We start from the raw sequence: 24,994 nt of genomic DNA, 5'->3' as shown, positions 1-24,994 counted from the left end.
ATTTAAGATAATCTTTTATATAAAATATCGCCTTTCTAAAATCTTTACTATCTAGAACCTTAACCACTTAGTACCTCAGCACCTAGTAAAAAAAATGAAATACCTCAAACTCATTCGTTACCAAAACCTATTGATGCTTGCTTTTATGCAACTATTATTCCGTTATGGATTCTTAAAATTGCAAAATATCCCTTTGGCACTAGCCCATTGGCAATATGCGTTATTGGTTTTAAGTACTGTTTTAATTGCAGCCGCTGGATATGTGATTAATAATATTTTTGATCAGGAAACCGACTTAATCAATAAACCCGCTGATGTTGTAGTTGGTAAAAGCATTTCTGAAACTGCAGCCTATAATATATACGTTGCTCTTAATATTAGTGGCGTTGCTATTGGTTTTTACTTATCGAATGTAATTATGAGACCTGGTTTTGCAACAATTTTTATTCTGGTCGCGGCTAGTCTTTATTTTTATGCTACAACCCTAAAGCAAATTATGATTTTAGGCAACATTATTGTTGCCCTATTATTGTCTTTTAGTGTTATAATAATTGGTGTTTTTGATATATTCCCTGCTACTGATGCTGAAAACAGAGCACAAATGGCAAGTATGTTCTCTATCCTTTTTGATTATGCTGTTTTTGCTTTTATGATTAATTTTATGCGAGAGATTGTAAAAGACATCGAAGATGTAAACGGAGATTATAACCAAGGTATGAATACATTGCCTATTGCAATTGGCACTAGCCGAACAGCCAAAATTGTTTTTGCACTTTCAATTATTCCAGTTGTTTTTTTATTAATCTATATCAATAACTATTTTGTAGCCTACAATCTTTATATCGCTACGTTATATGCCTTTATATTTGTACTTGCTCCACTATTATATTTCATTGCTAAAATAACAACTGCAAAAACAAAAAAAGAGTTTCACAATTTGAGCTCTATTTTAAAATGGATTTTATTCTTCGGAATTCTATCAATTTTAATCATCAATCTTAATATTAAATACAATGCTTAAGCAAAAATTAGAAAAATATACTTTAATACTAGCTTCCGGTTCTCCAAGACGTCAGCAATTTTTTAAAGACTTAGATTTAGATTTCGAAATCCGATTAAAAGATGTTGAAGAAATATATCCTCTGGAATTAAAAGGAGCTGAAATCACCGATTATCTAGCCGAGTTAAAAGCAAATGCGTTTGAAGGGCAATTAAACCCAAACGAAATCCTAATTACAAGCGATACTATTGTTTGGCATAATGATAAAGCTTTAGGTAAGCCAAAAGATGAAGAAGATGCTTTTAATATATTAAAATCACTATCAAATACGACTCATGATGTAATCACTTCTGTGTGTTTTAAAACCAATGACAAATCAGTAATTATAAACGAAACTACAAAAGTTACCTTTACTGTATTAAGTGATGAAGCTATTTTATATTATCTAAAAAATTACAAACCATATGATAAAGCTGGAGCATATGGCATTCAGGAATGGATTGGTTTTGTAGGCGTTGCAAAAGTAGAAGGCTCTTATACCAATGTTATGGGCTTACCTACACACAAAGTTTACGAATATTTAAGTACATTAGATTAAAATAATAAATTACTATGATGTCTTTCTTCACCGATTATGCCAAAGAGATATTTGCAACAGGAATTCTTATTGCAGTAACAATTTCTACAAGAGTCATTGTTACTCAAATAGTTCGAAAATATGCTAGAAAAGAACATTTTTTAGAACATCGAACCATTTTAATAATTAAGTATATTCATTTACTCACCAATATTTTATTTATAATAGGGTTATTTATTGTTTGGGGAGTCAAAACTGATGATATTTTCCTTACTGTATCTTCTATAGCAACTGTTATTGGTGTGGCAATGTTTGCACAATGGTCTATTTTAAGTAACATTACCTCAGGAGTTATTTTGTTTTTTTCTTTTCCATTTAAAATCGGAGATTCTATCAAAATTCATGATAAGGATTTTCCAATCGAGGCCGAAATTGAAGACATAAATGCTTTTCACGTAAGTTTAAAAACTAAAGAAGGAGAAAAAATAATTTACCCTAATAATTTACTTTTACAGAAAGGAATCTCAATTATACCAGCTCGTTTTGAGGATAAAGAGTTTTTTGACTAAAAACGAAATATGTTAAGTCATTTAAGCGAAGAGTTTCAAAACTTATATTTATTTAAATGGCTTATATGTCTGTACTTTTATGGGAATTTTATAAGCTAATCTTAAAAATGTAGAACGTAAAAAAGTAAATAAACATAACATTTGTTTAACTTAGTTTTTATTAGTCGTAATAAAAGCTTTTAATCTCAATAAATTAGTTATGGAAACAGTTAAATTACCTTTTTACGTAAGACTAATGTGTGTTTTAATAAGCATAATTTGTATTGGCTTTATATTTTTTATTGGTAAAGATATTCTAACATCAATACTATTAGCTTTTCTATTTTCGGTACTATTACTACCATTATTCACATTATTAAATATTAAGTTGCGCTTCCCCCATTTTCTAGCATCTATAGTCACCGTTATCATTTTTGTATTGATTATAATTGGAATACTTACTTTTATATCTTATCAGATTAGTGATATTGCCAATGACTTTTCTGTAATTAAGAAAAATGCCATTTCAGTTTTTAATGATTTTCAAAACTTTATTAAAGCAAATTTTAATATTAGTACTGGCGAACAAAAAAAGTACATTGAAAATGTCACTTCTGATTCAGTAAAAAATGGTGGCGAAAAAATAAGTACTGCTTTGGGCTCTCTCTCCGATGTTCTTTTAGATTGCACTATAATCCCTATTTTTATTTTTCTGTTCTTACTATATAAGAAACATTTTATTCTATTTTTAGCAAAATTATTCAAGAAAGAACATCATAATAAACTAAAGGAAATTCTAACTCAAATAAAAGTATCCATAAACAATTATATTGTTGGCCTCATTATAGAAATGCTTGTTGTTGCTGTATTAACTAGTTTAGGACTTTATATTATTGGTGTAAAATATTTTATTTTGTTAGGTCTTATCACAGGTATTTTAAACATGATTCCATACATCGGAATCTTTATAGCAGGTGTATTAACGGTTTTGGCATCATTAACCGGAACTCCTGGAATATCAATTATTTTAGGAATTCTTATAGTAAATATTATTGTTCAACTAATCGATAATAATATTCTCGTACCTTTAATTATAAATACTAAAGTAGAAATAAATGCGCTCTTCTCAATTGTCGGAATCATTGTAGGTGGCGGAGTTGCAGGCATATCCGGAATGTTTTTGGCTATACCATTATTGGCTATTCTTAAAATAATATTTGACAGAATTGAGTCTCTTGAGCCTTGGGGATATCTGATCGGTAATGATTTGCCAAAAAAATTTAACTGGAAAATCAAAAAGACAAAATTAAAAGAATAGAATACCGTTTTATGTACTATCTAAATGAATTTATAAACATTACACTTTGATAATAAAACTATTTCAATATAAAACATTACTATTACTTATTATGGTATGCTTTTGCTATACGAGCTCATTTTCGCAAGTAAAAGAAACTAAAAAAGACAGTACTGAAATGTATTCTAAAATTAAGTCCTATACTAAAAAACATAAATTCACAAATTTCTTTCATCGCCTTGTATTTAGATCTACACGTCCAAGAAAAAATGACGAACAGATCAAAAAAGTAGATACGACAAATTACAATGGAAAGATTATACGCAAAATTAATATTATAGTACTAGATCCTTTTGGATACTCCGAAAGTGATTCGACTATTACACCTAGAAATTGGGGAGAAAGAACTGGAAACAAGCTTCACCTGAAAACAAAAAAATTCGCAATCCGTAATTTATTATTATTTAAAAAAAATACTCCCTACGATGCCTACAAAGTACAGGAATCTGAGCGTATAATTCGATCTCAGAGATATGTTAATACAGTAAGTATTAAAGAGCAATTAACTAGCGTAGCATCAGACTCGGTAGATGTTACCATCCGTGTGCTAGATTCTTGGAGTTACATTCCAAAATTTTCGATTTCGAGTAGTCAGTTTGGTATAGGACTAAAAGATAAAAACTTTTTTGGAACAGGTCAACAATTAGAATATAAGTTTATCAATCGGATTAGCGATGGAAAAAATGCAAACAATTTTACCTACACAGTTCCTAATATTAGAAATAGCTTCATTAATGCAACTGCAAAGTATAATATCGATTTAGATAACAACTATAATAAAAGCATAGCTATAGAGCGTCCTTTCTACTCTCCTTTAACCAAATGGGCAGGAGGAGTTTATTTCGGGCAACAATTTAGAAAAGATACCTTACAAGGTCCTGATTTAAAATATGCCTTTCAGAATTTTAAATTCAATTCACAGGATATCTGGCTCGCAAAAGCATTTCCTATTTTTAAAGAAAAAGAAAGAAAAACGAACTTAATTGTATCTGGTCGCTTATTAAATGTAGATTATACCGAAACTCCCACTCCAGAATATGATCCGGTAAGTTTTTATTCGGATGAGAAGTTATTACTTACCGGAATAGGAATCAATACCCGAGAGTTTGTTAAAGACAATTATATATTTAGAAATGGAGCTACTGAAGATGTAGCAACCGGTAGAATCTTTGGGATAACAGCTGGCTACCAATACAAAAACACATTTTGGCGTTCTTATGTAGGCGCACAAGCCTCATTTGGAGATTACCATAAATGGGGATATCTGAGTGCTGATTTTGAGTTTGGAACTTTCTTTCATCAATCCAAAACATACCAAAGTGCATTTGTATTTGAAGCCAATTATTTTACCAATCTTGTAAAGATTGGAAATTGGAAATTAAGACAATTTGTTAAGCCTGCATTAATTGTTGGTGCCAATCGAGAAAATTCTATTGGTGATAAACTTAATATAAATGGAGACAATGGTTTACAAGGCTTTAACAGTGCACTATATGGTACTAGCAAAATGGTATTATCATTGCAAACACAAACTTATGCTCCACATGCGTTATGGGGATTTCGTGTGAATCCGTTTTTTAATTATACTGCAGCAATATTAGGAGGACCCGGAGATGCAATGATGAGAAACAAGGTTTATTCTAAAGTAACTCTGGGGCTTTTGATAAGTAACGATTATTTAGTCTTTAGTTCATTCCAGCTTTCAATCTCTTATTATCCATCAATCCCTTTTGAAGGAGATCGAGTTTTTAAAACAAATACATTTGAAACTACCGATTTTGGATTACAGAATTTCGAATTGGCTAAACCTAGATTAGTTGATTATAAATAAAGAACAGAATATTCTCATATCCTATATTTTTTTACAAAAAAACAATACATCATAATCTACTACATATCAAGGCTTTTACTTCTAATCCATTATATTTCACCTTTTGTTGCTGTTCAAAAATCGTATTGTGGCACAACTTTTGGTTTTTACAAATCAGATGTCGAGATAATCAATCATTTCAACATTTAGAATAAGAATAAGAATCCCAAAACCCCAGAAAAAATGAAAACGCTAAAAATTATTACTTTCGGAATATTTCTTTTTATTTCAAGTACCATTCATTCTCAAGTTTCAATAAACGTAAATATTGGTTCTCCACCACAATGGGGACCTGTAGGATATACTGAAATGGAATACTATTATTTGCCAGACATTGAAGCATATTATGATGTTCGTGCTACACAATTTATTTATTTTGGTGGAGGAAAATGGATTAGATCTAGCCGTTTGCCTAGACAATATAGAAACTATGATTTATACGGAGGATACAAAGTAGTTCTAAATGATTATCACGGTAGAACACCATATGTTTATTTTGACAGACATAAAGGTAAATATCACAAAGGATATCATGGTAAACCTCAAAAAACTTATGGCTATTACAAAAAAGATCGTCACGATCATTACAAAAAAGATCGCCACGACAAGCACGATAAACATGATAGAAATGACCATGATAGAGACGATCATGATAGAGGGCATGGTAACGGACATAGAAGACATTAAACATCATTTTATAACTTAGAGAGAGTGCCTTTAATTAGGCACTCTCTTTTTTTATTAAAATATTTAACATCTTTACAACTCGTTAACAACTACTGGTTTCTATTATTACTATTTTTGAAAATAATCCTTAAATTAAATAATTCTCAGATGCACGAACTTCGTTTAAAAATTATTCTTTTATTTCTTATCAGCTTTCAAGCTAGTTTTGCACAAAAGCCACAAAAACCTAATTCTGTTGAGATTTACAATCAAATAAAGAAAGTAAATTTCTTAGGCTCGGTACTTTACATAGCTGCACACCCCGATGATGAAAATACTAGACTAATTTCTTATTTATCTAACGAAGTAAATGCGAGAACAGGATATTTATCTTTAACTCGAGGCGATGGTGGCCAAAATTTAATTGGTCCCCAATTAAGAGAATTATTAGGTGTAATTAGAACCCAAGAACTTATTGAGGCTAGAAAAATTGATGGTGGCGAACAATTTTTTTCACGTGCCAATGATTTTGGTTACTCCAAAACTCCAGATGAAACATTGACTATATGGGATAAAGAAAAAGTTCTAGCAGATATAATATGGAATATTAGAAAATTTCAGCCCGATGTAATCATCAATCGCTTTGATCATCGTACTCCTGGTACCACTCACGGACATCATACAGCATCCGCTATGCTAAGTGTTGAAAGCTTTAATTTAACCAACAATCCTAGTATATATCCTGAACAATTAAAATACGTAACTCCTTGGCAACCTAAACGTCAATATTTTAATACCTCATGGTGGTTTTATGGCAGTCAAGAAAAATTTGAAGCCGCTAATAAATCTAAATTCACAACATTAGAAACAGGTGTTTATTATACAGGAATAGGAAAATCTAATCAGGAAATTGCTGCATTGAGTCGTAGTCGCCATCAATCTCAGGGATTCGGTAGTACAGGAAGCCGCGGTCAGGATACCGAATATTTAGAACTCATTAATGGCGATGCTCCAAAAGATTCAGCTACTATTTTTGATGGAATTGACACCACTTGGAACCGTATTAAGGGCGGAAAACCTATTGGGGAATTAATTAGTACAATTTTATCACAATATAATTTTAACAACCCTTCAGCAAGTATTCCTGACTTGATAAAAGCATACACAATGATTCAATCGTTGGACGAAAAACATTGGAAGCTCATAAAATCAGAAGAAATTAAAAAAATTATAGCCGCTAGTTCTGGCTTATATCTAGAAGCAGTTGCACAACAACAAGAAACTATACCAGGAGGCACTGTAAATCTTAAATTAGAGGCTATTAATCGTAGCACTGTTCCTATGCAATTAGTAAATGTAACAACTTTACCAGATCACAAAAGCACACCACAAAACATAGATTTAATCAACAATAAAGATCAAAAATTTGATTTAAAAATACAATTACCAAGCACAATTCCCTTTACTCAACCGTATTGGTTAGCTGAAAAAGCAACTACAGGGATGTATACCGTTTCAAATCAAGAAAATATTGGAATTCCAGATATTATTCGTGATGTGAAGGTTGTTTTTAACATCAAAGTAAACAATGTTGAGATTCCGTTTGAACGCACTGTGGTTTATAAATATAATGATGATGTAAAAGGAGAAATGTATGATTTCCTAGATATTGTTCCAGAAGTAACTACTACAATCCTTGAAAAAGTATTGCTATTTAAAGATACTCAAACAAAAACTGTCGCAGTAAAGATTAAAGCTGGAAAAGATGCTGCAAATGGTAATTTACAATTAGAGTTACCCAAAAGTTGGATGATATCGCCAAAACAAATTCCTTTTAGCTTAGCAAAAAAAGGAATGGAGCAAACTGTTTATTTCGAAGTTACTCCACCTGTTAATCCTGAAAATGCTACACTAAAAAGTGTTGTAATCATGAACAACAAACGCTATGATAAAGACCAAATAATAATTGATTATAGCCATATTGCTAAGCAGCAAGTTTTATCTACATCTGAAGCCAAAGCAATACGATTAGACTTAAAAACAAATGGTGATTCAATTGCTTATATCATGGGAGCTGGTGACGAAGTACCAAATAGTCTGGCACAAATGGGCTATAAAGTTACCATCTTAAAGCCTGAAGAAATTACTCCTACACGACTTGACGATTTTGATGTAGTAATTACAGGAGTTCGCGCCTATAATACTATTCAGGCACTTTCTAATAAACAAGTTGTACTTTTTGATTTTGTTAAAAACGGAAAAACAATGATTGTACAATACAATACCGCAGGTGATGTTGTAACTGATAGTATTGCACCATATCCTTTAAAAATATCGACAGATAGAGTAACCGAAGAAAATGCTCAAGTTACCTTTTTAGCGCCAAATCATCCAGTTTTAAGTACGCCAAATAAAATTACGACTAAAGATTTTGAAGGCTGGAAACAAGAGCAGGGATTGTATTATCCAAATCAATACGACAAAGCTTTCACTCCTATCCTATCTTCACATGATAAAGGAGAATCGCCCAAAAAGGGCGCTTTATTAGTCGCTCCATACGGAAAAGGATATTATATTTACACTGGTTTAAGTTTTTTTAGAGAATTACCAGAAGGAGTTCCTGGAGCCTATCGATTATTCTCAAACATAATCTCATTAAAACAACCAGTACAAATCCCAAATAAAGAAATTAAGAATTAAAGCTTTTTAATATGGCAACGAAAAAAATAAAAACATGGAAAAAAAGCTACACCTATGTGCTAGTAGCCAACGCCATTTATATTCTAGTTTTTTACTTAATAATGCAATTATACTCATAACATATGCAACTATTTGATTGGGTTATACTCATCGTTACACTTTTATTTATTGTTGGTTACGGCTCATGGAAAACCAAAGGCAGTAAGAATGTTGAAGAATTTATTTTAGGAAATAACGAAACTCCTTGGTACACTGTTGGACTTTCGGTAATGGCAACACAAGCAAGTGCCATTACATTTTTATCGACTCCAGGACAAGCTTACCATGACGGGATGGGTTTTGTACAGTTCTATTTTGGATTGCCAATTGCGATGATTGTTATTTGCGTCACCTTCATACCATTATATCATAAATTCAAAGTCTATACTGCTTATGAATTTTTAGAGAAACGATTCGATTTAAAAACTCGCTCTCTTGCAGCAATCTTATTCTTGGTTCAACGAGGTTTAGGAACTGGATTAACCATTTATGCCCCAGCAATTATATTATCGGCACTATTAGGATGGAATCTTACTTTAATGAATGTGATGATTGGAGTATTAGTAATTATCTATACATTTTCAGGAGGAACAAAAGCAGTAAACGTTACCCAAAAACAACAGATGTTTGTCATCATGTCGGGAATGTTTATTACCTTTTTCCTAATATTACATTACCTGCCAAATGATATGACTTTTACCAATGCTATGCATATTGCTGGAGCAAATGATAAAATGAATATCGTGGATTTCTCATTTAATCCTGAAGAAAAATATACCTTCTGGAGCGGAATTACCGGTGGGTTCTTTCTTGCCCTCGCCTATTTTGGAACGGATCAATCGCAAGTAGGTCGTTATTTATCTGGGAGGTCAGTTAAGGAAAGCCAAATGGGATTAATCATGAATGGGCTTTTAAAAGTCCCTATGCAATTTTTCATTCTACTTACTGGAATAATGGTTTTTGTATTCTTTCAGTTTAACCCAGTTCCATTAAATTTTAATCCGAACAACAAAGCTATAATCGAAAAATCTGCGTACAAAGACGAATACCAATCTTTAGAAAAAAAGCTTACTGTTCTTTCTGAAGATAAAAAAGTGATTAACTTATTATACATCGATCAGTTAAATCAAGATTACGACAATCCAATTCTACGAAAAGAATTAGTAACACTTTCCAATAAAGAAAGAGACTTACGCGAAAGAGCGAAAGAAATCATCTTAAAAGCCGACAGCAATAGCGAAACAAATGATAAAGATTATGTTTTCTTCCATTTTATTCTAAACTATTTACCAAAAGGATTAATCGGATTGTTATTAGCAGTAATACTTTCGGCAGCCATGTCGTCTACCGCTTCGGGACTAAATGCTTTGGCATCGACAACAGCAATCGATATTTACAAGCGTAATCTTAAAACCGAAAAATCAGACAAGCATTACCTCTATGCAACTAAATTTTTTACTTTATTCTGGGGAATAATTGCTATCCTATTTGCATGTATAGGAACTTTATTCGAAAATTTAATTCAACTGGTAAACATTATTGGTTCTATATTTTACGGAACTGTTTTAGGGATATTTCTGGTTGGTTTTTATATCAGACGTGTGCAATCAAAAGCAGTGTTCTATAGTGCACTTATTAGCCAGATTACCATTTTTATAATTTTTTATTATGCCATCTGGATTTACCCAAGTGGCCAAGAAAAACTAGGTTATTTATGGCTTAACTTTATTGGTGCTATGTTAACCATTTTCTTATCCACGCTAATGCAGCTTACTATCTTCAGAAAACAAAAAGGAATAGTAGCTTAACAAATATCAAATTACTACAAACGCTGTAAGACATAAGTTTTACAGCGTTTTTTTATTTTCATCATTATAAACTAAACATACAAAAGAGCAGAAATAACCATTATTAATAAATTCTATTTAGAATAACATTAACTACTTAAGTACAATTATTTTCTGACACAGAAACATAGTTAACCAATATCTAAAAAAGACGTTTAGCATAAAATAAATCATATAAGGCTATATGATATATTTTTTTGGATTCCTTTTCTGATTATCAATATTAAATGTTTTTATATACGTTGAATACCATTTTTACATATGCCACTTAGAAGCTTAAAATAGAATTAAAAGATTGTTAGGCTCTGAATAAGACATAAAAAAAACCATTTTGAAATAGTATCAAAATGGTTTTTTTAGTAATCGAATAAAATATTATTTACTCCATTCAGAAATACTGTCTTTATTCATTTTTACGTAATCCTGATTTTTAGCAGCTTCTGAAGCAACAAGCGAAATTTTAGCTGTTTCGATAGCTCCTTTTTTGTCTCCTTGTTTTGCTTGGATTAATGATTTAAGTCTGTAGAAGTAGAAAGGTTTATCAGCACTTAATTCAATTGCTTTATCAACATATTCTCTTGCTTTAGCAATATCCCCACCTTTTGCTTGAAAAGTGTATTGTGCAGCTGCAAAATAATCATTTGATGATGGTCCAGCCAATACTTTTTTGATACTTTCTGAAGCTAATTTATCTGTAGGAACTTCAAACTTTACTGATACAGAAGAATTTTCCCAAGCAATATCAAGAGTACCTGAATTAAAGTCTAAATTATTAATTCCAATTGTGAATGTTTGAACTGCTTTATTTAAAGCATCTTCTTTTACAGTAGTTTTTAAAGCTACATCAGCATCATTCCAATTTTCTGGTAATCCCCAGTTGTCTGTTTTTGAATAGAAAATAACATCCCAGCTTTCAATTCTTGGAACAGTAAAGATAGCATATTTCCCTTTTTTCAACGTTTTACCATCAATTACAACATCATCGCTAAATGATATTACTGAATTTTCGTTTGCTCCCGTTCTCCATAATTTACCAAACGGAACCAAATTTCCAAATACTGCTCTACCTCTAGCGCCTGGTCTTGAGTAAGTAACTTCTACATCTGTTAAACCAACAATCTGGTTTACAACCGCTTTTGGACTCGCTTGAGGAGTTTTTATTTGTGCTTCTGCAACAAATGGAGCAATAACAATTGCTAAGGCAATAAGTACTTTTTTCATTATTTATAGTTTTTTTGTTTTCCCAAAATTACGAATTCGTTCAATTCAAAATGTTAATAATTACCTAATAGGAGCCTTAATTTGCACTATTTTCTCAAAGTTTAACTCATCAAAATGATTAATAACAATATCAGCATCTGATAAGTCCTGCATTTTTGAATGTTCGCTATTGTATCCCACACAAAATATTCCCGCAGCTTTTGCTGCTTTGACACCATTGGTACTATCTTCTATTATAATACAATCCTCTTTTGGTGCTTTAGACAATGAAGCTGCATGCAAGAATATAGCTGGATTAGGCTTAGATTGAGGAAAGTCTTCACCGCTAACAATATCAGTAAAATATTGATGCAAATTAAAACGTGTAAAAACACGCTCAATAGTCACTTTTGAAGCTGACGAGGCTAAAATTAATTGCATGCCATTGGCATATAAATCCTTAATTAAATCCTCAACACCTTCTAGCAACAATAAATCTTCTTTAGTATCAAAAGCATCATTAAAAATAGTTCTTTTTCTCTGAATCAAATCTTCTACATCTTGCTCTATAGTTGGAAAAATATTCTTTAGAGTTTGAAAAGTATTCCGTGTCGAAAATCCAGTAAACGATGCATAAACCTCATCGGTTACATGAATACCTAATTCCGAAAATTGTTTGTGATATGCATAATAATGCACGGGTTCTGTATCTACAATTACACCGTCCATATCAAAAATTACTGTTTTAATCATTTCTTTCTTTTTAAGGTACTAAGATTCTGAGGCTCTAAGAGGCAAAGGTTCTAAGTTTTTTTTATATTGTGAAATACTTTGTATTTAGATTATATACTATACGCATTCTTAATACTGGTACTCTAAACGGTGACTGAATACTATTTCTTTAGCAGATAACGAATTACCGTTTCGGCAGCGTATAAACCAAATAATCCTGGCATATAGCTATTTGTTCCATAAAATGATTTCTTAAAATTAGATCCATCAGTCATTTTTAAACTTGCCTCATCCTGAATCTCTGAAGAAAAAACCACTTTTAGTTTATCTATTTTAGCTTCTTTTAACCTTTTACGAATTGTTTTAGCAAAATAGCAATTTACAGTATTAGATATATCAGTAACTTTTACTTTTGCAGCTTCCATTTTTCCTCCAGCTCCCATGCTACTAATTATTTTAATATGCTTACGCTTAGCTGCAATAATCAAATTTAATTTTGGAGTAACACTATCGATACAGTCCAAAACATAATCAAACTCTTCTGTAACAATCTCAAATGCACGCTCTGGTGAAAGAAACTCCTGAACACGTATTAATTTTAATTCTGGATTAATATCCATCAAACGATCGCCTACGATTGTAACTTTTGGCTGTCCAACAGTCGAGTGTAAAGCTGGTAATTGTCTGTTTATATTGGTAATATCTACTACATCTCCATCTACAATTGTCATAGTTCCTACTCCTGCTCTTGCCAAAAACTCGGCAGCAAAAGATCCTACTCCACCTAATCCAACAACAAGAACATGTGAATTTTTAAGATTATCTAATCCTTCTTTTTTAAATAATAATTCGGCTCTTTCAGTCCACTCTGCCATATAATTTTGTTTAAAGTTTAATGTTATTAAGGTTTTAAAAATCTGAACCTTTTTTATTTATTAAATACTGTTTTATAATTACTAGCAAGTAATTGCTGTAATTCATCAACTGTACTATTTTTATATTTTGCTGCTATCGCATACACTATAGCTATAGATTCATCGACTGTATCCGTTTCTAAAAAAAAACGGTTATTAGGAATACTTTTAAAAATAGTTTCTAAATGAGGATTCCTGATTAAATGTTTTCCAAAAGAAAGATAAAATCCATTGTCTAAAAGTTGTTTCGCTACTTGCTCATTTTTAGAAAAACCATGAATAATCATAGGAACTGTAATTCCTAATCTTTTCTTCAAAGCAATCACTTCCTGAAATGCTGCTACACAATGTACCACAACAGGTTTTTGGTGTTTTTCTGCCAAAAGTAATTGCCTTTCAAAAACAGCTACTTGTAATTCAAACGGAACTTCTGTTCGCTTGTCTAAGCCACATTCGCCAAGAGCCAAACAATTTTCGGCAGTCATTTTTTGATTTATAATTTCCAGATCAGCTTCAATTCGTTCCTTTACAATATACCAAGGGTGAATTCCGATAGAGTAAAAAGCTACGCTTTCGTCAAACTCATTAGGATATTGATTGACTATATCCAAAACATCTGGACGTTTTGCTGATTTATGTGTATGGAAATTTAAAAATTGCATTAATCATGAAACTTTTTAACACCTGCTTCTATTGCCACATTTAAATCATTCTCTAAAGGTACAATTGGGCAAGAATATTTATGGTTATAAGCGCAATACGGATTATATGCCTGGTTAAAATCAATTACAATTGTATTTCCTTTTGGGATTTTTAAATCAATGTACCTTCCTCCTATATAAGTTTCTTTTCCAGAAGTTAAATCCGAAAAAGGTAAAAATAGATGATCTTTGTATTCTTCTTTTTTAGAAAGGTCAATATTTCGATATACATTTAATTGTAAATCAACTCCATCAATAATAAAATATACCATTCCATATTTTATATACATTGGCTTTCTTGCTGTAGAGGTTTTCATCTCAAACGGTTTCTCTTTTTTGGCTTTTACAAATTTAGCCACGACAGCATATTTTTCATTTATTGGATAAAAATCTAATGTCTGGAAAGTTTTTAAATCTTCAGGAAGCAACGGACTTGTTTTTGCATCTGCATATTCGCTATTAATTGTCTTTTGAAAATTTTCGGCAGCAACACGATCAAATTTTTCTTGAGCAAAGCCAAAGTTAAATACTAAAAGGGCTAAAAACAGAATTAGGTTTTTCATCTTATAAATTTTAGCAAAAATAGTTTAAAAGTAACAAAGCAACAAAGACTGTAAGTTACAAAGTTTTATAACTTTGCACATATAACCCATTTATAATGCTAATCAACGCCTTTCAACGCTATATAAACAATTTTAGAGGATTTTCTAGAGAAATTTGGATACTTACACTTGTCACGTTTATTAATCGTGCTGGAACAATGGTTCTACCGTTTTTATCGAAATACTTAAAAGAAGACCTTCAATTTTCATACAATGAAGTGGGCTGGATTATGGTCGCTTTTGGATTAGGTTCTATGTTGGGTTCTTGGCTTGGTGGTAAGCTATCAGATAAAATAGGCTTTTACAAAATAATGGTATTTAGTTTATTTACCAGCGGGATCTCTTTATTCTTTTTACAATACATAACGACTTTCTGGGCATTGTGCTTTGCAATGTTTAGTATTATGGTCATCGCCGATATGTTTCGTCCTGCAATGTATGTTTCGTTAAGTGCTTATGCCAAACCCGAAAACAGAACTCGCGCCTTAACATTGGTACGACTTGCAGTAAATCTCGGTTTTGCTGCTGGTCCTGCATTAGGAGGTTTAATTATTATGGGAATTGGTTATAAAGGATTATTTTGGGTGGATGGTGCTTCTTGTATTGTAGCAATTTCAATTTTTGCATTACTGGTAAAAGAAAAGAAAAAACCAGTTCATGACAGTAGTCACGATATAATAAGCGAACCTAAATCGGTGTTTAAGGACAAAATATTTTGGGCGTTTTTATTTGTAAGTTTTGCAACTGCTATAATTTTCTTTCAGCTTTTTACAACGCTACCATTATATCACAATGAAAAATTTGGCTTAAGCGAATTGCAAACAGGATTATTAATGACACTAAACGGACTTATGATATTTTCACTCGAAATGCCAATTGTGAGCTACTTAGAGCGAAATGCTATTCATAAAATAAAGATAATTATCTATGGTACTATATTAATGGCTTCAAGCTTCTATTTATTATTAATTAATGTTTGGGCTGGAATACTTGTATTTGCAATGATTATAGTTTCTCTTGGCGAAATATTAGCCTTCCCTTTTTCTAATGCTTTTGCTTTAAGCAGAGCGCCACGAGGTCAAGAAGGACGCTATATGGCTTTATATACCATGAGTTTTAGCTTGGCACATATTATTAGCTCCAAAGTAGGTTTTGAATTTATTACCCGATTAGGATATCAATATAATTGGTTCATAATGGGAACTATTGGACTAGCTGCAACCATATGTTGTTTTTGGATTCAGAAAGAATTACAAAAAGAAAACAGCATTTTACAACTACACAAAAAAGATTTTAAAAGCAAACTAAAAACCTGTTAAACAATATTTTAAACTAGAAACACGTTTCTAATACGACTTCTTTAGAATAGACCTTAACTAAAAAAATAGTTTAATAACTGCTTTTTTAGTTGTGTAACTATAAAAATAGTTGTACGTTTGATTTAAAATTAGAAATATGCAAAAGTTAACCAACAAAGAAGAAGAGATAATGCACATTTTATGGAAGCTAAATAAAGCATTTGTAAAAGAAATTCAGGCTGAAATTACTGAGGACCAACCGCATTACAACACGCTATCGACTATTGTACGAAACTTAGAAGAAAAAGGTTTTGTGGCTCATACTCCATTTGGAAACACACATCAATATTATCCTGTAGTAACTTTAAAAGAGTATAGCAAACGTTTTATGAATACGGCAATTGACAATTATTTTAATAGCTCGTATAAAAATATGGTTTCCTTTTTTGCCAAAGAAGAAAAAATTTCTGCAGACGAATTACGTGAAATTCTAGAAATGATCGAAAACAAAAAATAATAATTTATGGAAGCAATTTTCATCTATATTCTTAAAACTAGTGGACTAATCACCCTATTTTATTTGGCGTATTATTTTTTATTGCGAAAAGAAACTTTTTTTAATAGCAATAGATGGTTTTTATTAACGGGATTAATCACCTCGGTTGTATTGCCTTTTATAGTTTATACTAAAACAGTTTGGATTGCTTCTACTCCAACTTCATATATCAATAATTATCAAATTTATACTCCCCAAAATAATCCGGATGTATCACTTGTTGATTGGAATTTTGCTTTAATTGCTATTTATGGTATTGGATTCTTGGCTCTATTAATAAAATTTGCTTTTGATTTCTATAGTTTAAATTCTGTTTTAAAGGGCCAAAAAATAAAACAACAAGCTGATTTTAAATTCATTGACATAAAAGAAAATATCGCTCCTTTTTCTTACTTTGATTATATCGTGTACAACTCATCATTGTATAGCGATTTAGAACTAGAAAGTATTATTGAGCATGAAAAAGTACATAGTGAGCAAAATCATACAATAGATGTTCTGGTATCAAGAATCTTTTGCATATTATTTTGGTTCAATCCCATTGTTTGGCTTTATAAAAAATCTATTCTACAAAATCTTGAATTCATAGCAGATAGCGAAGCTGCACAAAAAATATCCGACAAAAAAGCATACCAATACACGCTTTTAAAAATAACAACACATGAGAATTGTGTTGCAATCACCAATCATTTTTTTCAATCATTAATCAAAAAACGAATCATTATGTTAAACAAAAATCAATCAAAAAAGAGAAATTCATGGAAATACTACGTTGTAATTCCAGCACTTGTAGCTTTTGTACTTTTATTTCAAGTTGAAATTATAGCAAAAGAAAAGGAATCCATCAAGAATGAAACCCTGAAAACAGATCCAATAGAAGAAATAACTGATGTAGATATTTACAAAATTAAAAATAGTGCAACAGATCAGGAATTAAAAGTAATGGCCGAAAAACTAAAACAAAATCACAATATAGATGCTGTTTTCTCAGATTTAGAACGCAATTCCGAAAATCTGTTAAAAGCTATTAGAATAGAGGTAAAAAGAGGCTCTGAATTAAACCAAACCTTTCTCTTGAATGAAAGTAAAGCAATTAAAAACTGCGGAATTATCGTAACGACATACAAAAACGGCTCTAAAAAAGTTGCCTTTACTACTGATAAAAAAGTTGAAGATAAAAAAAGAGCTAAAGAACTTAAGAATGAGCCTAAAAATAATAAAAGCTCAAGTGTCTTTACTACTACTTCAACTACCACTAGTGATAACAATGTTGCCATTACTATTAATAACGATGATAAAGATGCTCATGATATAGCTATTCAATTAAAAAATGATAAAAATGCTAACAGTAGCAGTTTTACGAGTATTAAAATTAATAAAAACGCTAATTCAACTAAGGCAAACACTGACACAAAAAATGACACAAAAAATGAAACTACAATCAAAATATCTTCTCCAAAAAAAGGAAGCTCAAAAAAATCCGAACAATTAATAATTATAGATGGTATTATAGTTTCTGATATAAGTCTAGATGAACTTGATTCGAAAAATATCAAATCAATGAGCGTATTTAAAGGACCTGATGCAATAGCTAAATACGGAACTCAGGGAGAAAATGGTGTAATTGAAATTGTAACCAAAAAATAACATTCCAGATTGCATCTAAAATAAAACTAAAAACATGCAAAAGTTAACTAACAAAGAAGAAGAAATAATGCATATTTTATGGAAGCTAAACAAAGCATTCGTAAAAGAAATCCAAGCAGAAATTACTGAGGATCAACCGCATTACAACACCCTATCGACTATTGTACGAAACTTGGAAGAAAAAGGCTTTGTAGCACACACTCCTTTTGGGAACACGCATCAATACTATCCTGTAGTAACTTTAAAAGAATATAGCAAGCGCTTTATGAATACAGCAATTGATAATTATTTTAATAGTTCGTACAAGAATATGGTTTCTTTTTTTGCCAAAGAAGAAAAAATTTCGGCCGATGAATTACGTGAAATCTTAGATATGATAGAAAACAAAAAATAATAATTTATGGAGGCAATTTTCATCTATATTCTTAAAACTAGCGGACTAATCACCTTGTTTTATTTAGCGTATTACTTCTTATTGCGAAAAGAAACTTTTTTTAATAGCAATAGATGGTTTTTATTATCGGGATTAATCACCTCGATTGTATTGCCTCTTGTAGTTTATACCAAAATAGTTTGGGTTGCCCCTGTTCGTACAAATTTTACTTTACCTATAAATAATAATGTTATACAAACAATTCCTGTCGAACAGAGTTGGTTTGATATTCATTTAAATTTGTGCTTGGTACTATTGTATGTTTCAATCATCTCTATATTATTATTAAAGTTTGCTTTCGACTTTTATAGCTTAAAAAGAGTTATTAAAGGACAAACCATTCTAAATCAATCCGATTTTAAGTTTGTAGATGTTTCAGAAAATATTGCTCCATTTTCATTCTTCAGTTATATTGTGTACAACTCATCACTGTACAATTCTACTGAACTAGAAAACATTCTTGAGCACGAAAAAATTCACAGCGAACAAAATCACACCTCAGATGTATTGATATCAAGGATATTCTGTATTGTATTCTGGTTTAACCCAATTGTTTGGCTTTATAAAAAAGCCATCATGCAAAATCTGGAATTCATTGCCGATGCTGAAGCCTTGAAAAAAATAGCCGATAAAAGGGCCTATCAATACACACTTTTAAAAATAACAACACACGAAAACTGTGTTGCAATCACCAATCACTTTTATCAATCATTAATCAAAAAACGAATCGTCATGTTAAACAAAAATCAATCAAAAAAGAAAAATTACTTAAAGTATGCCTTAATACTTCCCGCATTAGGAGCATTTGTATTCCTATTTCAAGTAAAAGTTATTGCACAGGAAAAAGAACAAAAGGAAGTAAAAGAAGATATTATTGTTAATACAAAATCTGATCCTAAAAATGTATTTGTATACAAAATTAAGAAGAATACAACAGATAAAGAATTAGATGAAATTGTACAAAAATTAAAAACAAATCATGAAGTAATCATTGCATTCAGCGATATAACAAGAAATTCGACTAATGAATTAACTGGAATACGTGTTGACATAAAAAGAAAAAATGGTAAATCGCAAATTATGCAAACTAGTGGCAATGAAGCCATAAAACCTTTTGGTGTTGTTATAATAAAAAACGAAGATGGTACCGAATCTATTAATTTACAAACTGGTAAAGATATCCATCAGCCTGTAACTATGAGTGAAAGCTCAGAAGAAGATGAAAGTTATAATACCAATGAAGATTTTCCTATACCTCCAACGCCACCAACACCTCCGGATACTCCTGAATTTCCTGAAGGACCAATGCCTGTTGCGAATATTGACATGTCTAAAATGCCAAAACCTCCTGTACATCCAAAAGATATAAATGATGCAAAAGCTATGCAAAAATTCAACAAAGAAATGGCTGAATTTAATAAAAAGATGGAAGCTTTTAAACCAAATATGTCTGCTTACGAAAAAGAAGTAGAAGCTGTAATGGCAAAGCGTGAAGCGATTTATGAAAAAGAAATGGCCAAATTCGACATTGAAATGAAAGAATTTGATTTAGAAATGAAGCAATTTGATCTAGACATGAAAAAATTCAATGTCGAAATGGCAAAATTTGACAAGGACATGCGAAAATTTCAAAAAGAAAGCAAATCAAAATAAGAAAAAAGAAACTATCTTTCTTTAATCTGTGATGAAAAATCATACACACACATGCATTATTCCTTAATTGTTACTATGAAAGAAGCATTTTTAATTTCAGTATTTCTACTCATCTTCAACAGCTGTTTTGGTCAAAAAGCAGCTGTTAATCAAAACGAAATAAAACAAAAAATCGATAGCTATATTAATGAAGTAATCAAAATAAATGAAATCCCTGGAGTTGCACTAGCTGTTATCAAAGACGGAAAAGTTATCTACGAAAAATACTTTGGAAAAGCTTCTTTTGAGGATAATAAACCAGTAGATAAAAACACTGCTTTTAAGATTTTCTCTACAACAAAACTGATAACAAATGTTGGAATTTTTCAACTTATCGAGAAAGGAAAATTATCTCTGGAAGACCCAATTTCTAAATATCTTGATAATCTCCCAAAAGAATGGCAAAGTATAAAAGTGAAGAATTTATTAACTCATTCATCAGGCTTACCAAACATCGTAATGTTTGAAGATATTCCGATTACATTATCCTATAATGAAAAAATTGCAATACTATCAAAGAAACCAATGGAGTTTGCAACTGGAAGTGAATACAATTACAATCAAACAAATTATTTGTTCCTTACCAAGATAATAGAAAAAATAACAGGTTTGTCGTTTGAAGAATACATCATGCAAAATCAATTCCCAGGAGTTAAATCTGGAGTTTATTTCTCCTCTAATTTTGGTGAATCGGTGCCTAACAGTGCATTTAGATATAATTACAATAATAAAACAAAGGAGTATGTAAAACAAACCTCAAATAGTGGCGCTGATCTCCATTCGGCAAATGGTCTAAATATTACTCTGCAAGAATTTATTCGTTGGAATGAAAATTTAGATAAAAATACTTTCTTAAAAAAAGAAACAAAGTATCCAATGTGGGAGCCATTTAAATACACTAATAGTACTCAAAATTTTGGATATGGTTGGGATTTTTACCCTGTAAACAAAATCATCTCGTATGGTTTTACAGGCGGAAATGAAACTGCTTTTAGAAAGTTTACTAAAAACGATTTAACTATCATTTTTTTATCTAATGGTCACAAATATGGCAATTTATCTGTACAGTCTCAAGTAGTAAATCATGTAGCAGGAATTGTAGATAAAACCTTAATCGATGATTACTTACTAGCTGACGAAAAGATAACACAGGATTTTTTGAAATTAGACTTTACAAAAGCGGAGCAAAACTATCTTGCCTTGAAAAAGAATCATCCTGAATGGAAGTTTGAAGACAGATTAAACGCTATTGGCTATACATTGATGAATTACGAAAGAGTAAATGATGCCATAAAAGTTTTTGAATTAAATACAAAAGAGAATCCTAAATCAGGAAATGCATTTGATAGTCTAGCCGAAAGTTACTTTAATAACGGTCAGATTGAAATCTCTAAACAGGCGTATCAAAAAGCACTGGAGCTTTCGCCAGAAAATGCAAACGCCAAAGAAATGTTGGCTAAAATAGATAAACTACTTGCAAAATAGTATTTAAAACTTATTTAAAATTCAATAAAAAGGGCTTTGTATCACTACAAAGTCTTTTTTTATATCTTTGAAAAAAATCCTACTCTTATGTATAAAATTCTAGCTCAGATAAATAAACTTATTCTACCCAGTTTTACCAAACAAGGACTTGATATAACAAAAGCAAAGAAATGGCAAATGGCTATTATTGGTTACCGCTATTTTGTTACAGCACGCGCTTTAGGATAACATACATTATTCATTAAACACAAAAAAGTCCTGTACAACATACAGGGCTTTTTTTGATTATTGGAGCAATCGGGTCTAAATATTAACTTTTAGGCAACAACACTGTATTAATTACATGAATTACACCATTAGATTGATTCACATCTGCAATAGTAACGTTTGCTTTATTTCCGCTTTCGTCACTTATGTACAAATCTTTTCCTTTCATCCAGGCTGTTATCGTTCCTCCACTTACTGTTTTAAGCGAAGCTTTACCACCACCCATTTTTATAGCTTTTGCGATATCGGATGCATTCATTTTACCAGCTATAACATGGTAAGTTAAAATGGTTTGTAATTTTTTAATATTTTCTGGTTTCAACAATGTTTCAACTGTACCTTTTGGCAATTTATTAAATGCCTCATTTGTTGGCGCAAAAACAGTAAATGGCCCTTTACCTTCTAAAGTTTCTACTAAGCCCGCAGCTTTAACCGCAGCTACTAATGTAGTATGGTCTTTTGAGTTGACTGCATTCTCAATAATGTTTTTGTTAGGATACATTGCTGCTCCACCAACCATAACTGATTTTTGAGCGAAAGAAGTTGCTCCAAATACTAATGTAAAAATTACTGCTGTTAAAATGTTTTTAGTTTTCATGACTTAATTTTTTAGTTATAAAAGCATTTACGACATAACATCCTATTTGGTTTTTAATATCTGAAAATAAATAGAACAAAAAATGCTAACACTCCATAAAAACCTACCAAACAGAGAATTAACATCTATCAAAAACATCTTATCTGACTGTTATATTTTGTTTCTGGTTTCAAGTTCTGGACTGAAAACCGAGGCCGATAATCCTTTAAAAATTAGCAAAAAAAAACCGAGTCATTTCTGACTCGGTTTTTCATTATTGTTTAAAGAAGAATTATTTGACTTCTTCAAAAATAACAGTAACTGATTATCAATACATTACAATACAATGGTACAAATATGGAACAAAGTAACTATTTTATTTCACAAAATAACATATTTCTTTTCTGAAAGCCAATCATTTAAAATTTTATTTGACAGGCTTAGTTTCTGAATAAACTAAGTTCCTTTAGTTAGAAAGAAACTATCCTTAATCCTTAAATGGGAAACTCTAACTCCTATTTTTAATCTCTTGTAAAATTTAATTTTATATTTTTAGCAAGAAAAAATTCCTTACTAAAAACCCACTTTATCATACAACACAATATTTTCTTTAATCAGATGCTTTTTCAATTCTTTCCAAGTATGATCTCTTAAACTAGATACAGGTATAAGTTTTGTTGCATTCTCCATTTTAATTTCTAATGAAATTGCTGTCTTTGGAGGGTGTAATATGGATATACTTGTAATTGAATTAAAGTCTATTTTGGTTACTTTCCAAAACCAAAAAGGATTTTTAGAGATAATTTTACTTTCTGTCAAAATAAAATAGTTCAAAATTGTATTTTTACTTATAATTCCCAACCTTTTGTCTTATGAGTATTAAAGCATCAAAGTTGTGAATTGCTTTCAAAATTGTATTTTTACTTATAATTCCCAACAGTAAATTTTATATTGATTGTAGCTAATCCGTTGTGAATTGCTTTCAAAATTGTATTTTTACTTATAATTCCCAACCCGTTGTCATTTACTTGCAAAACCTTGTTAGTTGTGAATTGCTTTCAAAATTGTATTTTTACTTATAATTCCCAACTTGTAAATTCGATTTAGTTTTAACTATCATGTTGTGAATTGCTTTCAAAATTGTATTTTTACTTATAATTCCCAACTTATGGAATCGCTAAGTTTCCAAACAACCTGTTGTGAATTGCTTTCAAAATTGTATTTTTACTTATAATTCCCAACCTTTTTTAGTAATGCTTAATCTTAATGACTGTTGTGAATTGCTTTCAAAATTGTATTTTTACTTATAATTCCCAACTTCCAAAATCCTAATTAGATTACTCTTCCCGTTGTGAATTGCTTTCAAAATTGTATTTTTACTTATAATTCCCAACTAACGGAGTTCAATTACATACAGGTTACGAGTTGTGAATTGCTTTCAAAATTGTATTTTTACTTATAATTCCCAACGAAAAACTTGGTTTTAAATATTACGTAATCGTTGTGAATTGCTTTCAAAATTGTATTTTTACTTATAATTCCCAACTAGAGGTGGCCGAAAATGCGATTACATTTAGTTGTGAATTGCTTTCAAAATTGTATTTTTACTTATAATTCCCAACTTAATATTTAAAACTGTTTTACTGTCGTTTGTTGTGAATTGCTTTCAAAATTGTATTTTTACTTATAATTCCCAACCAAAATCATCAGAATTATCTAATTGTCCTTGTTGTGAATTGCTTTCAAAATTGTATTTTTACTTATAATTCCCAACTTCCTTCGACAATTAGCACAGATATTTCAGTTGTGAATTGCTTTCAAAATTGTATTTTTACTTATAATTCCCAACAGGCCTTTCTTATAAGGTTGCTGTTCTAATGTTGTGAATTGCTTTCAAAATTGTATTTTTACTTATAATTCCCAACTGGAATACAGAAAGATTTAGTAGATTCATAGTTGTGAATTGCTTTCAAAATTGTATTTTTACTTATAATTCCCAACTTAGAGGGTGTAAGTAATGAACTCTAACTGGTTGTGAATTGCTTTCAAAATTGTATTTTTACTTATAATTCCCAACCGTTTAATAGATGTAATGAAACAAATAGCTGTTGTGAATTGCTTTCAAAATTGTATTTTTACTTATAATTCCCAACAGCAAAAGACAGTAAGCATGTAACTAATAGGTTGTGAATTGCTTTCAAAATTGTATTTTTACTTATAATTCCCAACTATTTATCAAAATTTTACTGGAGGAAATTCGTTGTGAATTGCTTTCAAAATTGTATT

General features: G+C 30.8%; 22 protein-coding genes and 1 CRISPR repeat array. Of the genes, 15 read left to right on the top strand and 7 right to left on the bottom strand.

The window, feature by feature from the left end; genetic code table 11:
* Positions 1-94 precede the first annotated feature (94 nt).
* From EAG11_RS05135 to EAG11_RS05100, 8 genes are all read left to right on the top strand, one after another.
* Positions 95-1,021 (top strand): geranylgeranylglycerol-phosphate geranylgeranyltransferase, encoded by a 927-nt coding sequence (locus tag EAG11_RS05135; protein ID WP_129538207.1) that lies wholly within the window; start codon positions 95-97, stop codon positions 1,019-1,021.
* A complete protein-coding gene (locus EAG11_RS05130; protein ID WP_129538206.1) occupies positions 1,014-1,598 on the top strand; it encodes a Maf-like protein in 585 nt (194 codons plus the stop codon). The genes EAG11_RS05135 and EAG11_RS05130 overlap by 8 nt, the downstream gene beginning before the upstream one ends.
* A 17-nt stretch (positions 1,599-1,615) precedes the next feature.
* Positions 1,616-2,146 (top strand): mechanosensitive ion channel domain-containing protein, encoded by a 531-nt coding sequence (locus tag EAG11_RS05125; RefSeq protein ID WP_129541033.1) that lies wholly within the window; start codon positions 1,616-1,618, stop codon positions 2,144-2,146.
* Between the two features lie 199 nt (positions 2,147-2,345).
* The gene (locus EAG11_RS05120; RefSeq protein WP_129538205.1) at positions 2,346-3,443 is read left to right on the top strand and encodes an AI-2E family transporter; all 1,098 of its coding nucleotides are present in this window, start codon (positions 2,346-2,348) and stop codon (positions 3,441-3,443) included.
* 46 nt (positions 3,444-3,489) lie between these two features.
* Positions 3,490-5,313, top strand: coding sequence for a hypothetical protein (locus EAG11_RS05115; RefSeq protein WP_371414626.1), 1,824 nt, complete (start codon positions 3,490-3,492; stop codon positions 5,311-5,313).
* A gap of 222 nt (positions 5,314-5,535) precedes the next feature.
* Positions 5,536-6,039 (top strand): hypothetical protein, encoded by a 504-nt coding sequence (locus EAG11_RS05110; RefSeq protein WP_129538204.1) that lies wholly within the window; start codon positions 5,536-5,538, stop codon positions 6,037-6,039.
* Positions 6,040-6,186: 147 nt separating this feature from the next.
* Positions 6,187-8,718: a PIG-L family deacetylase gene (locus EAG11_RS05105; RefSeq protein ID WP_129538203.1), complete on the top strand. Its 2,532-nt coding sequence runs from the start codon at positions 6,187-6,189 to the stop codon at positions 8,716-8,718.
* Between the two features lie 122 nt (positions 8,719-8,840).
* Positions 8,841-10,565: a sodium:solute symporter gene (locus tag EAG11_RS05100; RefSeq protein ID WP_129538202.1), complete on the top strand. Its 1,725-nt coding sequence runs from the start codon at positions 8,841-8,843 to the stop codon at positions 10,563-10,565.
* A 414-nt stretch (positions 10,566-10,979) separates the two neighbouring features.
* On the opposite strand, the gene EAG11_RS05095 is transcribed toward EAG11_RS05100, so the two are convergent.
* From EAG11_RS05095 to EAG11_RS05075, 5 genes are all read right to left on the bottom strand, one after another.
* Entirely contained in the window at positions 10,980-11,825 is an 846-nt protein-coding gene (locus EAG11_RS05095) for a DUF2911 domain-containing protein (protein WP_129538201.1), read from the bottom strand.
* A 60-nt stretch (positions 11,826-11,885) separates the two neighbouring features.
* Entirely contained in the window at positions 11,886-12,557 is a 672-nt protein-coding gene (locus EAG11_RS05090; protein WP_129538200.1) for an HAD family phosphatase, read from the bottom strand.
* Between the two features lie 140 nt (positions 12,558-12,697).
* The gene (locus tag EAG11_RS05085) at positions 12,698-13,411 is read right to left on the bottom strand and encodes a ThiF family adenylyltransferase (RefSeq protein WP_129538199.1); all 714 of its coding nucleotides are present in this window, start codon (positions 13,409-13,411) and stop codon (positions 12,698-12,700) included.
* A gap of 53 nt (positions 13,412-13,464) precedes the next feature.
* Positions 13,465-14,112, bottom strand: coding sequence for a TatD family hydrolase (locus EAG11_RS05080; protein ID WP_129538198.1), 648 nt, complete (start codon positions 14,110-14,112; stop codon positions 13,465-13,467).
* Positions 14,112-14,714 (bottom strand): DUF1684 domain-containing protein, encoded by a 603-nt coding sequence (locus EAG11_RS05075; RefSeq protein WP_129538197.1) that lies wholly within the window; start codon positions 14,712-14,714, stop codon positions 14,112-14,114. The genes EAG11_RS05080 and EAG11_RS05075 overlap by 1 nt, the downstream gene beginning before the upstream one ends.
* Before the next feature lie 95 nt (positions 14,715-14,809).
* Between EAG11_RS05075 and EAG11_RS05070 the strand changes: the two genes are divergently transcribed.
* The 7 genes from EAG11_RS05070 (at position 14,810) to EAG11_RS05040 (ending at position 22,092) form a co-directional block, all read left to right on the top strand.
* The gene (locus tag EAG11_RS05070; protein WP_129538196.1) at positions 14,810-16,072 is read left to right on the top strand and encodes an MFS transporter; all 1,263 of its coding nucleotides are present in this window, start codon (positions 14,810-14,812) and stop codon (positions 16,070-16,072) included.
* A gap of 136 nt (positions 16,073-16,208) precedes the next feature.
* Entirely contained in the window at positions 16,209-16,568 is a 360-nt protein-coding gene (locus tag EAG11_RS05065; RefSeq protein WP_129538195.1) for a BlaI/MecI/CopY family transcriptional regulator, read from the top strand.
* 6 nt (positions 16,569-16,574) lie between these two features.
* Positions 16,575-18,254 (top strand): M56 family metallopeptidase, encoded by a 1,680-nt coding sequence (locus tag EAG11_RS05060; protein ID WP_129538194.1) that lies wholly within the window; start codon positions 16,575-16,577, stop codon positions 18,252-18,254.
* A gap of 34 nt (positions 18,255-18,288) precedes the next feature.
* Entirely contained in the window at positions 18,289-18,648 is a 360-nt protein-coding gene (locus tag EAG11_RS05055; protein WP_129538193.1) for a BlaI/MecI/CopY family transcriptional regulator, read from the top strand.
* A 6-nt stretch (positions 18,649-18,654) separates the two neighbouring features.
* Entirely contained in the window at positions 18,655-20,340 is a 1,686-nt protein-coding gene (locus EAG11_RS05050) for a M56 family metallopeptidase (protein ID WP_129538192.1), read from the top strand.
* Between the two features lie 75 nt (positions 20,341-20,415).
* Complete coding sequence (locus EAG11_RS05045) at positions 20,416-21,864, top strand: serine hydrolase (protein WP_129541031.1); 1,449 nt, start codon at positions 20,416-20,418, stop codon at positions 21,862-21,864.
* 87 nt (positions 21,865-21,951) lie between these two features.
* Positions 21,952-22,092 (top strand): SsrA-binding protein, encoded by a 141-nt coding sequence (locus EAG11_RS05040; RefSeq protein WP_129538191.1) that lies wholly within the window; start codon positions 21,952-21,954, stop codon positions 22,090-22,092.
* 82 nt (positions 22,093-22,174) lie between these two features.
* On the opposite strand, the gene EAG11_RS05035 is transcribed toward EAG11_RS05040, so the two are convergent.
* Together EAG11_RS05035 and EAG11_RS05030 are read right to left on the bottom strand one after the other, a co-directional pair.
* Positions 22,175-22,729, bottom strand: a complete 555-nt coding sequence (locus tag EAG11_RS05035; protein ID WP_129538190.1) for a fasciclin domain-containing protein — start codon at positions 22,727-22,729, stop codon at positions 22,175-22,177.
* 552 nt (positions 22,730-23,281) lie between these two features.
* Positions 23,282-23,527: a hypothetical protein gene (locus tag EAG11_RS05030; protein WP_129538189.1), complete on the bottom strand. Its 246-nt coding sequence runs from the start codon at positions 23,525-23,527 to the stop codon at positions 23,282-23,284.
* A 73-nt stretch (positions 23,528-23,600) separates the two neighbouring features.
* A CRISPR array of direct repeats spans positions 23,601-24,557; the repeat unit is 46 nt; unit sequence GTTGTGAATTGCTTTCAAAATTGTATTTTTACTTATAATTCCCAAC.
* Between the last annotated feature and the right edge of the window lie 437 nt (positions 24,558-24,994).

The sequence above is a fragment of the Flavobacterium sp. 140616W15 genome, from assembly GCF_003668995.1.
GTDB lineage: Bacteria > Bacteroidota > Bacteroidia > Flavobacteriales > Flavobacteriaceae > Flavobacterium.
The sequence above is the reverse complement of the archived record's forward strand: the minus strand, read 5'-3'. Positions and strand labels throughout refer to the sequence as shown.